Source organism: Edaphobacter sp., assembly GCF_028283685.1.
In the GTDB taxonomy this organism is placed as follows: domain Bacteria; phylum Acidobacteriota; class Terriglobia; order Terriglobales; family Acidobacteriaceae; genus Edaphobacter.
This window is the reverse complement of record NZ_JAPWKF010000001.1, coordinates 534,761-547,185: the sequence shown is the minus strand read 5'-3', so window position 1 is coordinate 547,185 and position 12,425 is coordinate 534,761. Positions and strand designations below refer to the sequence as shown.

Below are 12,425 nucleotides of genomic sequence, written 5' to 3'. Positions count from 1 at the left end.
AAATCGTCAGACGTCAGGGTCTGCTTGATGAAGTAAACTTCGCCCATGCGTGTCTTTGGGATCGACTGCGGAACCGAGTTTACGGGGTATGGTGTCGTCGAGGTGGATTGCGATGCGCTGATGCCAAGGTTGGTTCATCGCGCGGCCGGGACGATTCGTCTGAACAAGAAAGACAGGACACCGCAACGGCTCGCGCAGGTTTACGCCGAGCTGACCGGGATGATGGAGCTGTATGAGCCGGATGTGGTAGCGGTTGAGGAGGTCTTCTTCTCCGCTAATGCAAAGTCGGCCCTCAAGCTGGGGCAGGTGCGCGGGGTCGCCCTGCTGGCCGCCGCCACGTGCGGTCTTCCCGTCGCGGAGTACGCTCCGCTCAAGATCAAGAGTTCGGTCGTAGGCTATGGGCTGGCTGCCAAGGAGCAGGTCCAGTTTATGGTGACCCGCCTGCTGGAGCTGGAGCGTCCGCCGGATTCAGCCGATGCTGCCGATGCGCTGGCAATCGCGATCTGCCATATCCACACGGCGCAGACGCTGGAGAGCCAGGGGGGCATGCGATGAAGCTCCTGTTTTTTATGCTTCTGATTGCGGGAAGTTCCGCACAGGCGATGGCACAATCGACGGCAACACCGTTGCAGTCTGCGCAGTCCGAGATCAGTTTTCAGTTTGAGCGGCAAGGGCTGGCGGTGCCGAAGTTCGCTCTTGTGCTGTATGAAGACGGAACTGGGAGCTACAAGGGGGAGACCGCTCCCGTGAGCGGGGCAAGTTATAACGCATCGCTGCATGCATCTTCTGCGGCGCAGCCGATTGATAGGCCTGTTCGAATCTCGCCTGCAACGACGGAGCAGCTTTTCAAGACGGCGCGATCGCTGAAGTACTTCAATATTCCCTGCGAATCGAAGGCAAAGAATATTGCGAATACGGGCAAGAAGACGCTCAGTTACAGCGGCAGCGCCGGGCGTGGGAGCTGCGTCTACAACTACTCCGATAACAAGGATGTTGCACAGATCACCGAAGTGTTTCAGGCGATTGCTTTCACCATGGATGAGGGGCGCAGGCTGGATTTTATGCATCGCTACGACCGTCTCGGGCTTTATTCCGAGATGGATACGTTGAGGCACGAGGTCGAAGCAAAGCGCGCTCTTGAGCTAGGTAACATCTCCACTTCTCTGACGTCGATTGCGCGTGATGAAGATCTTATGGAGAAGGTACGGGAGCGGGCCCTGGCGCTATTGAATAGCATCGGGGAGGGGCCGAAGTAGCCGGAACGCCGGGTCAGGCGTTTGCCGCAAGCGCACGATAGAGTTCCGACATCTCCTCGAGAGTGAGTGCCTCGGCGCGTGCCATCTTCGGAATAGAGGCTGGCCAGGCCTGGGCAAGATGCTGCGGGCTGAAGCCGGCGGCGCGGAGGTTATTCTCCAGAGTCTTCCTTTTCTGGGCAAAGCTCTGCTTCAGGAAGCGATCGAATCCTTCGGGGTCGACCTGCAGCTCGCCATAGCGAGGCGCGAAGGTGAGCCGCAGGACGGAAGAGAAGACCTCCGGCGGGGGAGAAAAAGATGAAGGCGAGAGGGTGAAGAGGTGCTCGACGCTGGCGTTCATCTGGGCCGTTGCAGAGAGCAGCCCGTAGTCCCTCACTCCAGGCGACGCGGCGACGCGATCGGCGACCTCGCGCTGCATCATGACCACGGCACGTCTGAGGTGGCCAGCTGCTCCTGCGGCGAACAGTTTCAGCAGGATGTCTGAGGTGATGTAGTACGGCAGGTTGCCGATGACATCCGCGGTTTCGCCGGAAGGAATGATGCTGGCCAGGTCGATGCGCAGGACGTCGTCTTCGATGACTCGAATCGTGGGTGTGTCCGCGTAGCGGGCGGCGAGTGCGGGTGCCAGTTCGCGATCCAGCTCCAGGGCCACAAGATGACCGGCGCGCGGCACGAGAATATCGGTGATCGCACCCTTGCCTGGGCCGATTTCGATGACCGTCCGCTGGCGGATATCACCGAGGGCGTCGGCGATCGCATGGCGAGCACGGTCGTCGGTCAGAAAATTTTGTCCGAGTTTCGGTTTCCGTTTCAACTGGCGTGGTACGTTTCGGGGGTATTTTGCATCTCTTTGTATAGACTAACGTTTTGGTCGACAGAGTAGAGGGAGAACGAATGCATATTGTTTTTGCGGCATCGGAGTGCGCACCCTGGGCGAAGACTGGCGGTTTGGCGGATGTAGTGAGTGCGCTGCCGAAGACCCTGGTTAAGATGGGCCATAAGGTGCATGTCTACCTGCCGTACTACCGCCAGGTGGCGAAGATGGTGCCGGAGCCGCCCGTCGTTCTGCCGAGTGTGACGATCCCATTCGCATCCTACAGCCGCTTTGCCAGGATTCTGGATGGGGGCAATGCGGACGGCGTACAGGTCTACTTCGTTGACATTCCCGAGCTGTTTGACCGTGAGAGCTTCTACGCAACGCCCTCTGGTGACTATCCCGATAATGGCGAGCGCTTTGGCAGCTTCAGCCGTGCCGTAATCGAGGCGACCAAGGTGATTGATGTACCGGATGTTTACCATGTCCATGACTGGCAGACATCGATGCTGGCGGTGATGTTGCGGTCGGTCTACTACTTCGATCCGATCCTGCGCCATGTCCCGGCTCTATTGACGATCCATAATGCCGGCTACCAGGGGACCTTTCCTCCGCGAATGATGGAGACCTTACTTCTGCCATGGGATATGTTCACGCTGGACAAGCTGGAGCAGTACGACCAGGTAAATTTTCTCAAAGGTGGCATCGTCTACTCCGACGCGATTACGACGGTAAGCGCGACGTATGCGAAGGAGATCCAGACACCAGAGTTCGGCAACGGGCTTGAGGGGACGCTGCAGAGCCGCGCGAGCGATCTGTTCGGCATCCTGAATGGAGCGGATTATTCGGAGTGGGATCCTTCCAGCGATCCTCTGATCGCCGCCCACTTTACGCCTCAGAAATTAGATGGGAAGAAGGAGTGCCGAAGGGATCTTCTCCATGCGTTTCGCTTTGAGAACGTCACTGACGATACGGCAGTAATTGGCGTGGTCTCACGCTTTGCCACGCAGAAGGGCATCGATTTTATCGTCGACATCATGGATCGTCTGCTGAAGGAGGACGTGGTTCTGGTGATGCTCGGTAATGGCGAAGAGTATTACGAGCGCCTGCTGACTGAGATGGCGGAACGCTATCCCGAAAAGGTTCGCGTGCAGGTGAAGTTCGATAACGTGATGGCTCATAAGATTGAAGCCGGTTCTGATCTCTTCCTGATGCCTTCGCGTTATGAGCCTGGCGGGCTGAACCAGATCTACAGTCTGAAATACGGAACGATTCCTGTGGTTCGCGCGACGGGCGGCCTTCAGGATTCAATCGAGGAGCTGCCGAACGGCGATGGGAACGGCTTCAAGTTCCTTGGCTACGATCCGAATGACTTCTTCGAGGCTGTTCTGCGTGCCTTGACGGCCTTTCGCGACAAGAAGGTGTGGAAGGTGATGATGAAACGGGCGATGGAGCAGGACTTCTCGTGGGATAAGCCAGCCCAGGAGTACGTTCGTGTCTACGAACGGATTATCCAGAATCGGCTCTAGTTTGTGGCGTACCGGCGTTGAAAGAGGTAGTGCAGCGGGATGCCGAGCAGGATAATTGCGGTGCCGATCAGCGAATTACGCGGCTGATCGGCAAATGAAAAGACCAATAAAACAATTGCGGATGCGATGAACAGCAGCGGCAGGAACGGATATCCCCATACGCTGTAAGGCCGCACCGCGTTTGGTTCTCGTCTGCGAAAGACGAAGATGGTGCTTGCTGTCAGTGCGTAGAAGAACCATTCGGCAAAGATGGCGAGAGAGAACAGGGCCTGGAACCTGCCGATGGCAAGCAGGAGCAGGGAGCTGAGAACGGCCTGCAGGATAAGCGCCGTTGAAGGCGTTTCGAAGCGCGGATGGACACGTGCCAGTCCTTTGAAAAAAAGACCGTCATGCGCTGCAGCAAAGGGAACCCGCGCACCGGACAGAGACGATCCGACAAAGGTAGCGCAGATGCTCACTGCCATGCCCAGGGAGACGAGGCCGGAGCCCCAGTTGCCGACGATCAAGCGCAGAGCATCGGCGGCGGGACGGTCGGCTGTAGCGATCGCGGCTGCAGGCATCACGTATTGGATCGCCGCGTTCGTCAACATGTACAAGCCACCGACGATTGCGACGCCGCCCACGAGAGCGAGTGGCAGGCTGCGTTGCGGTTGTTTAATCTCCCCGGCCATCTGCGTGACGTCGCTCCATCCGTCGTACGCCCAGAGCGCGGCGATGAGAGCGACCATGAAGCCGGAGAAGCCTCCACGCGCACCGGTAAACTCCGTGGAGAAGTTGTGCCATGAGCCGGTGTGTCCAGCTGCGCCGAAGCAAACGGCCGCGATGACGACGATCAGGAGAATCTTCAGCCAGGTAAGCGCCAGTTGCACGTTACCCGACTTGCGGGTGCCGAGGATGTTCAGTCCTGTAATGGCCCAGGTTGTGACGATGGCAAAGATCTGGCTCCAGAGCAGGTGTGCGAAGGCCGGCTGTGCAAGGAAGCTGAAGATGGGAAAGGTGCTGAGAACCCGCGCGAGTCCAGCGGCAATCGTCGCAATGGATGCAGGTTTGGCGATGGTGATCCAGGTCCACATGTAGAGGAAGCCCGTGAGGTCGCCATAGGCCTCGCGCAGGAAGGCGTACTCTCCGCCGTACTTTGGCCGTTGCGCCGCGATCTCGGCGTAGGTCATGGCGCCGAACAACGAAAGGAGGCCGCCGACGATCCAGACGGCATAGACCATCTTCGAGGAGCCGACCGCCGCCATCATCTCGCGCGGAACCAGAAAGATGCCGCTGCCGATGATGATGCCCACCACGATGGAAGTCGCATGAGAGGCGTTCAGTACGCGGGGAAGTTCTGTCCTGGATTCTTGCATGGGTTAGCGGGAGAGTAGCACATTCTCCTGGCTTGGCCGCATAATCCGGCAAACCTAGATGTAGTGCTTCAGTCCCAGCCAATCATTGCTGAGGTTCTTTTTACGGCCGCGGACAAGGTAGATGTTGCGATGCTCATATGGCATGGCGAGGGGATGGTCCATTCTTCCTGCGATCTCAACGGATTCGTAAAACTTGCTCATCTCTTCGGGCGTTGCGCCGTTGATGACGATCATGATTTCGCCGGTCGCTTCATTGGGCCCCCAGAGCCAGTAATTGTTGTGACCGCTGATCGCGAAGGGAAGCCCGTGACCGAGAAAATTAATCGCGCTGGCTTCGCCGTAGTTCGAAGCGAGAATACCTGCCTTGCGCTGGTCTTCCGGAGACAGGGAGTGGTAGATACGGGTTACCTGATCCACCTCTTCCTGCCAGCCAAAGCGGTCAGCATAAAACTGCGGCAAAACCCCGATAGCCCCGTTCTCCGTTTTTCTTCCGGCGTTGTAAAGATGTGTGGCTTTGGCATAGGCCAGCCATGCTGTCGGCCTTAGAACCGGAATGCCCATCGGCAGGACAAGTAATCCCAGCAAAAGAAGGATGCTTTGGTAGAGCGGAAAAGCAAAGATGCCGCCTTCTTTGACCAGTTTCCTGGAGGCAAACCGGCGCTCCCATGCGATACCCCCCGCGGCAAAGAGATAGGGGTAGATGGGGGCAACGTAATAATCCTTGGCGAACAAAGCCATCATGATGCCGAGGAAGAGAAGGTACGTGTACCCCAGCCATCGCCATGTCGCAGAGCGGAGCAGCCATATCAGGCCGGGCAGCCAGAGAAGAAGCGTTGCCGGTTGCATGTTGAGAATCTGTTGGGTGAGAAAGGGGATGGGGCCAAGTCGAACATTTTTGTTTTCGACTCTTCCGTTATGCAGAAACTCGAGCGTGGGCCAATGATGCTGGATCTGCCACAGCAGATTTGGCGAGGCAATGATGATGGTGAGCGCGATACCCATCCAGGCCCAGCGGTTCGAGAGGAGGCGTCTTTGTGGCGTGAGAAGAATGCCGACCAGCAATGCGAGCAGGAAGAATGTCATGGAGGGCTTGTTCAGCAGGCCGATTCCCGCGGAGATGCCGAAGAGCAGCCAATAGCGTCTTTCGGATGATCCGCGCAGGATCAGAATCAGCGCCAGAAGGCATGTCATCCAGAAGAGAGACTCAAAGGAGTTCATCGAAAGAAAGCTGTCGGTGCCGAGATACTGTGGCACAAGGAGAATGCCGGTCATGGCGAGCGCCTGGGCCGGACGCCTGCCTCCAAGCGACCATGCCAACAAGCCGGTCAGCAGAACCCGTCCTGCTCCGGCAGCAGCGGATAACATTCGGATGCCTGCCAAAGAGTGGCCGAAGACGGTCTCGGCGAAGCGTGCCTGTAGCGCAACGATGGGTCCGTGATCGACATAACCCCATGCCAGATGACGCCCGCAGATCAGGTAATAGAACTCATCCCGGAAGTAGCCGTAGCCGATATGGGCTTCCCAAAGGTTTGTTGTGAGATGGAGGAGAAACTTCACCAGCGCAAAGAGGACACCGAGACGTAGAGCGCTGCTCAATGCGGCATCGGGTACACGTACTACCGTTGTGCTGGCTGTCGCAGTGGACAGGGGCATAGGTTTCTCCAGGGGCAGAAGATCTCAGGTTGCACTTTAATACGAAGCGGCGGCGACAACGTTCCCTGATTTAGTATTTGTTTTTGCGGGCCACGAATTTGTCTCAGTGAAGGGTGGGAAGTGGAATGGACTGGACACCGGGCAGCATGAGCAGTGATGTCGAAGATAGGCGTGGTTCTTCAGGGGGCGGAGGATTTGGCGGGGGTGGACTCGGTATCGTCGGGATCATCTTCCTGTTGGTCATCAGCCTGATCACGGGCCGTAACTATATCGGCAGTTATCTGTCCGGAGGAGGTCACGTTGCAACCTCGTCGAGCAGCCGGCCGGTCACGGCGTCACGCGAAGAGGACACGTCTGCGCATCTCGTATCGTATGTGCTCGATGACGTGCAGCAGACGTGGGATAAGCTTCTGCCGGAACAGACCCGACAGCCCTATCGTCACGCGAAGCTTGTTCTGTTTCGCAACTATACGCAGTCGGGCTGCGGCGTTGCTCAGTCGCAGACGGGCCCCTTTTACTGTCCGGCCGATGAGAAGGTCTACATCGATTTGGGATTCTGGGATGAACTAAAGAAGATCGGTGGCAGCACCGCGGAGTTTGCGCAGGCTTACGTGATCGCGCATGAGCTTGGCCATCATGTGCAGAATATTCTCGGAATCGAACGGCAGATGCGCCGTCTTTCGGCACAGAATCCATCGCAGAAGAATGCGCTCTCCGTGAAACTGGAATTACAGGCGGACTGCTTTGCGGGTGTGTGGGGGCATAGTGCTGCCCAGCGGGGCAAGATCGACGAGGCTGATGTGCGCGCCGGGCTGAGCGCCGCAGCTGCCGTCGGAGACGATCACATTCAGAAGATGTCCCGCGGGGCCGTCAGTCCTGAGAGCTTTACCCATGGAACGTCAGCTCAACGACAGAGCTGGTTTATGCGCGGACTGCAGCAGGGGGACGTCAAAGCCTGCGATACCTTTAGATCGGCAGATGACAGTGGGAGCTACTAGGCGAGACCGGGAATCGCTCCCGCAATATTCGTATTAATCGTTGGCTTCTCTGCCAGAAAGACCGTAACGGTGGTCCCGTGACCGGAGCCCTGTGTCTCGCTGGTGAGGTCAATGGTTCCTCCGAGCTTATGGACGATGCCGCGGCTCACCCAGAGTCCAAGGCCGGTTCCTTGCTCTCCCTTGGTTGTGAAGAAGGCCTGGAACAGGTGCGGCGTGTCTTCCGGGGAGACGCCTGGACCATTGTCCGCGATGATGATGCGGGCACCTGAGGGCTGCTTTTGACCGCTTGAGTCGATATCGGCAGCTACCGGCAAAACACTGATATGGATCTCATGTCCGCCAACGGTCGCGGCCTCGGCAGCATTGCTGATGAGGTTCGTGAAGACCTGCCGCAGCTCTGCTGGAAAGGCGTCTACTACGACGGGACCTCGAAGATCCGTGCGTACGTTGACATCGAGCTCGTTGAGGCGGTGTTCCGTGAGAAGAAGGATCTCCTCGAGGATGACTTTAAGGTCGACAGGGACGGGCGCCCGGGATTCGCGATAGAGGCCGAGGATCGCCCGGCTTATCTGGGTCACGCGGGTAAGCTCCCGCTCGGCCATATCGATGAACTGTGCCGATTCTTCCGCCGAAACACTGTTCTTCATCAGGTAGAGCAGGTTGGACACGGAGTCCAGCGGGTTGTGAATCTCGTGAGCGATGGTGGCTGCGAGTCGCCCCGCGACGGCGAGCTTTTCGTTGGCGACCAGAGCTTCCTGTGTGCGCCGTTCCAGGGTGATGTCACGAAAGACCAGCACGATGCCGACGGTCTCGCCAGTCTGGTCGCGCACCGGGGCGCCGCTGTCGGCGATCAGGAGCTCAGTCGAGTCCTTGCGGATGAGAATGGTGTGATTGGTTGCCCCAACGGCAGCCTTCAGGCGTTTAACCTTGACCACGGGATCTTCCATTGGTTCGCGTGTGAGCTCGCTCACAATCCGAAAGACCTCGTCCAGGGGACGGTCCACCGCCTCGTTTGCAGGCCAGCCGGTCAGATCGCACGCGACGGGATTGATCATCTGAATGCGCCCGTCGATATCGCAGGTAATGACGCCATCCCCGATGGAATCGAGGGTGGTGCGTAGCTGTTGTTCCGACTGGTAGATCTCTTCTGCCCGCCGGCTGAGAATCTCCAGCGAGCTGCGATACGCAGAAGAGACAGCGTGCAGACGGCTGCGCATGAAGAGCCCAATCAGGATACCCATGCCGAGAGCGACGACGATCAGGGCTTCAATGAGATTACGAACCTGTCGGTGCCACTCGGCGATACGCTCCTGGCGTCGTGTCTCTGCGCGCGCTTTGATGGAGTCGATGTCCTGGCGGACCTGGTCCATCAAGCTCTTGCCGTAGAGATTTAGATTGACATCGTTACTGCGTCCGCCGGCTTTGACGAGGGCGGTGATGGGCAGAGCAAAGGCATCGCGCCAGGTCTGATGCTCGTTCCGCAGGTCTTCCACGTTGAAGCGCTGCTGTGGGTCTCCTTCGGTTAGGTTCTGCAGCTTTTCAAATTCAACAGGAAGGCGATTGCCGGCATCAGTAAATGGCTGGAGAAAGCGTTCATCGCCGGTGGTCTCGTATCCCCGAAGACCCGATTCCTCGTCCACGATCAGCTTGGCGACAAGCGAGGCCTGAGCGATGCGGGTATCCGTGAGCTGGATGATGCCAACGGTGTCGTTCGTGCTTCGGATCTGAAGATAAAGCGCTGCAGCTGCAAGCAGAAGCGCGATCACGGGGAGCAACAGCGCCTGTCGCAGAATCCGGGTGAATTTAGCTAGGTTCACGGCCCTCTCGTTGGCTTTCTATTCAGGTCGTTTCAACTAAGGCAGGAGCATATCAAGCTTTTGTAACAGTACGGGGGCTCCTTCTCCCTTTGTCATGTACAGGTTGACCAACCTGGTGACCTCTGGAGGCAAGCCGATGTAAGCAGAGAGCAGGAGAATTGGGACATCCGGTTTGATCTGCCGCATTCGCCCGGCAACTTCTCCGCCGTGCATGCCCGGCATCGAATAATCGAGGACGACGGCTTCGACGGGTTCGTTTTCAAACAGGCGCAGACCCGCACCTCCGTCCTGGGCTGTTAGAACGCGATAGCCTGCGCGTTCCAATAGGACCTTTCGGACATGAAGGCCGATGAGTTCATCATCCACGCAGAGAATAAGATGCGATGTTCGTGTCATGTGCGATCAGTTTTGGCAGAAAGGAAAAAGGGAAGCAGAGGTACGAAGTAAGTATACGTTCAGCGTTTGAGGCGGGATAGAGCGTAACGATTCACCGTACGTTTGCAATCTATGCACATTGCTTGGAGTAATCTGTGGTTGCGGATGCAAACAGCCTGTAAGAGGTAGAACCAGTTGAATCAGACGATCTTTGTGTTGGAAGATGACGCCGATATCTCTCGGCTGGTGCAGTATCACCTGGAAAGCGCCGGTTTTACCGTCCGGCCTTATCTTTCGGTTGGTCAGATTGTTCAGGATGCGGAGCGTCAGCCGCCTGCACTCTTTCTCTTGGATATCATGGTTCCTGGCGGCGACGGCCTGGATTTGTGCCGGCGTCTGCGTCTGAACCCTATGCTCAGCGTCGTTCCGATTATCTTCCTGACTGCACGTGCGGCAGAGAGCGATCGTGTGCAGGGTCTGGAGCTTGGGGCTGACGACTATATTACGAAGCCTTTTGGCACTCGCGAGCTGCTGGCCCGCGTAAAAGCTGTCCTACGTCGGTTTGAGCGTCCAGCGGTCTCCTCGATCGTGCGGTTTGAAGAGATCGAGATTGATGCCGGCGCCATGCAGTTGCGGGTGAAGGGAGAGCTGGTGACGACCACGGCGACCGAATTCCGCCTGCTCGACTACCTTGCCCGGCACCCAGGAAGAGTCTTCAGCCGGGACCATCTTCTGGACGCGGTCTGGGGTGATGCGCGCTTTGTGACGCCGCGCTCCGTAGACGTCTATGTCCGCCGCATCCGGGAAAAGATCGAGGAAGATGCAGAGACTCCGCGCTATCTTAAGACGATGCGAGGAGCAGGGTATCGCTTCGAGATCCCCAAGGCCGTTCCAGTCCCGGCTTAGAGGGAAATATTGACGAAGAGCCTCTTCTTTTCTTTTGTGGTCCGTATGACGATCGCCCTGGCGGTCGTTGTGTTGTTGCGCGCGTGGGCGGTTCCGGGCGGCTGGATGGTTGGAGCTGTTCTTCTCTTTGCCTGGGCCGTGGTCAACGGATTTCTGTTGTCACGTGCCGTCCGGAGGAGCGTGAAGCCCCTGGAAGCCGCGACGGTGGCGATTGCAGAGCAGCCGGCAAACAACCTGACCCCCTCGTTTACTGACTTCGATGGGCTGGCGTATGCGATTACGACTGCATCCACGCATGTCGAGCGCGTCCTGCACAACTCTTCGGAGAGTCGGCGCGAGTTGGAGGCCATGATCGACAGCATGCAGGACGCAGTCGTTGCCGTCGATCCGGCCGGGCGCATTCAGTGGACAAATCAGAGGCTGCAAAGGCTCCTTCCGAATGCTGTCGCAGGTGGTTCGGTGCGGATCGGACATGCTCTCGTGCAGACAATTCGCGATCCTGAGGTGCTCGAATGCGTACGGGGCGCCCTGGAAGAACGAACCGTGACCGAACGCCGTTCGATATCGTTGGTGCCGGGCAGAATTTTTGAGGTAGCGGCCTCTCCCATGCCGGGAGGAGGAGCTGTTGCAGTGCTGCATGACATCACCCGGATCGAACAGGTGGAGCGTACCCAGAGAGAGTTCGTCGCGAATGTCAGCCATGAGCTTCGTACGCCCCTTACCTCGATCACGGGCTATGTGGAGACGCTGCTCGATCATGAAAGCAGCCTGAGTCCGCAGGCCAGAGAGTTTCTGACGACGATTCACAAGAATGCCACGCGGATGAACCGTCTCACAGAGGACCTGCTGGTGATGGCGCGCGTCGAATCCTCGGAGCAGGAGTTGCATCCGATGCCAGTGCGTGCAGATATTCTGGTCCGCGATGCCATTCAGGCGATGAGTGGTCTGGTGCAGGATGAGGAGGCTGTCCTCGAGATTGGCAGCACAACGGAGTGCGAGGTCTTTGCAGATCCGGATGCCATCGTTCAGGTTTTGAGCAATCTTATTGAAAACGGCATTAAGTATGGCAAGTCCAAGGGCGAGGCGCGTAGCCGCGTGATCGTCGGAGCCAGAGAGATCGATGAACCCGGCGGCGCGGTCGAATTTATGGTTCAGGACTTCGGGCAGGGAATCGCATCGGAACATCTGCAGCGTATCTTCGAGAGGTTTTACCGGGTGGATAAGGCCAGGTCTCGGGAGTCCGGCGGTACCGGCCTGGGGCTGGCAATCGCTCGCCACGTGGTACAGACTCAGGGCGGAACTATACGGGCCGAGAGTCAGCTCAACGCAGGAAGCACTTTTCTGTTCACTCTGCCGAAGGCTCCAGTGAATGCTATCTAGTTGTTTTTCCGCGATTTCAAGCCGTTGTAACCTTTTGTTAATATTGCGGCGGCAGACTGGAAAACAGCGTAAAGTACGGTGGGCAACGGTGAAGGAGAATTTTGAGGCAGCGTTCTCACGATCGGCCTTCCGGTCTTCGTGCTGGGGAGTTACTGCGAGATTGATTTTGTCTGTAGGGCCTTGTGTGGATCAAAAACGCGCTGGTCCGATGCTGGAGTTCAGGCAGAGACAAGTTTAATGAATGCAGCGGGTTGCTCCTGTGTATTGTGGGGTATGCCTTCTCGTCCTATGAGTGGACGGAAGCCTTATTCTGATAGGACTTGGTCATGGTGTCAGTGAAGCTGG

At 57.6% G+C, this 12,425-nt stretch carries 11 protein-coding genes; 6 read left to right on the top strand and 5 right to left on the bottom strand.

Translation table 11 applies throughout. The features are described 5' to 3' along the window. The first annotated feature begins 45 nt into the window (after positions 1-45). Both ruvC and PW789_RS02240 read left to right on the top strand, forming a co-directional pair. Positions 46-555, top strand: a complete 510-nt coding sequence (gene ruvC, locus PW789_RS02245; protein WP_299370795.1) for a crossover junction endodeoxyribonuclease RuvC — start codon at positions 46-48, stop codon at positions 553-555. Beyond that, a complete protein-coding gene (locus PW789_RS02240; RefSeq protein ID WP_299370793.1) occupies positions 552-1,256 on the top strand; it encodes a hypothetical protein in 705 nt (234 codons plus the stop codon). Before ruvC ends, PW789_RS02240 begins: the two co-directional genes overlap by 4 nt. A gap of 13 nt (positions 1,257-1,269) precedes the next feature. Here the strand turns inward: PW789_RS02240 and rsmA are convergent, their stop codons facing one another. Continuing rightward, a complete protein-coding gene (gene rsmA / locus PW789_RS02235; RefSeq protein ID WP_299370792.1) occupies positions 1,270-2,067 on the bottom strand; it encodes a 16S rRNA (adenine(1518)-N(6)/adenine(1519)-N(6))-dimethyltransferase RsmA in 798 nt (265 codons plus the stop codon). Positions 2,068-2,147: 80 nt separating this feature from the next. Here rsmA and glgA point away from each other — a divergent pair, with 80 nt between their 5' ends. After that, positions 2,148-3,596 (top strand): glycogen synthase GlgA, encoded by a 1,449-nt coding sequence (gene glgA / locus PW789_RS02230; protein WP_299370790.1) that lies wholly within the window; start codon positions 2,148-2,150, stop codon positions 3,594-3,596. On the opposite strand, the gene PW789_RS02225 is transcribed toward glgA, so the two are convergent. Together PW789_RS02225 and PW789_RS02220 are read right to left on the bottom strand one after the other, a co-directional pair. Continuing rightward, positions 3,593-4,951 (bottom strand): APC family permease, encoded by a 1,359-nt coding sequence (locus tag PW789_RS02225; protein WP_299370788.1) that lies wholly within the window; start codon positions 4,949-4,951, stop codon positions 3,593-3,595. The genes glgA and PW789_RS02225 overlap by 4 nt on opposite strands. A 54-nt stretch (positions 4,952-5,005) precedes the next feature. Next, on the bottom strand, positions 5,006-6,604 hold the full coding sequence (locus tag PW789_RS02220; RefSeq protein ID WP_299370786.1) for a glycosyltransferase family 39 protein: 1,599 nt from the start codon (positions 6,602-6,604) through the stop codon (positions 5,006-5,008). A gap of 125 nt (positions 6,605-6,729) precedes the next feature. Here PW789_RS02220 and PW789_RS02215 point away from each other — a divergent pair, with 125 nt between their 5' ends. After that, positions 6,730-7,602 carry a neutral zinc metallopeptidase gene (locus PW789_RS02215; protein ID WP_299370784.1) on the top strand — a complete coding sequence of 291 codons (873 nt, stop codon included), beginning with the start codon at positions 6,730-6,732 and terminating at the stop codon, positions 7,600-7,602. Here the strand turns inward: PW789_RS02215 and PW789_RS02210 are convergent. After that, on the bottom strand, positions 7,599-9,419 hold the full coding sequence (locus PW789_RS02210; protein ID WP_299370781.1) for a CHASE3 domain-containing protein: 1,821 nt from the start codon (positions 9,417-9,419) through the stop codon (positions 7,599-7,601). The genes PW789_RS02215 and PW789_RS02210 overlap by 4 nt on opposite strands. Before the next feature lie 36 nt (positions 9,420-9,455). Then, positions 9,456-9,815, bottom strand: coding sequence for a response regulator (locus tag PW789_RS02205; RefSeq protein ID WP_299370779.1), 360 nt, complete (start codon positions 9,813-9,815; stop codon positions 9,456-9,458). A gap of 174 nt (positions 9,816-9,989) precedes the next feature. Between PW789_RS02205 and PW789_RS02200 the strand changes: the two genes are divergently transcribed. Then, positions 9,990-10,700 (top strand): response regulator transcription factor, encoded by a 711-nt coding sequence (locus PW789_RS02200; protein WP_299370777.1) that lies wholly within the window; start codon positions 9,990-9,992, stop codon positions 10,698-10,700. A 45-nt stretch (positions 10,701-10,745) separates the two neighbouring features. Then, on the top strand, positions 10,746-12,080 hold the full coding sequence (locus PW789_RS02195) for an ATP-binding protein (RefSeq protein ID WP_299370775.1): 1,335 nt from the start codon (positions 10,746-10,748) through the stop codon (positions 12,078-12,080). The last annotated feature ends 345 nt before the right edge of the window (positions 12,081-12,425 follow it).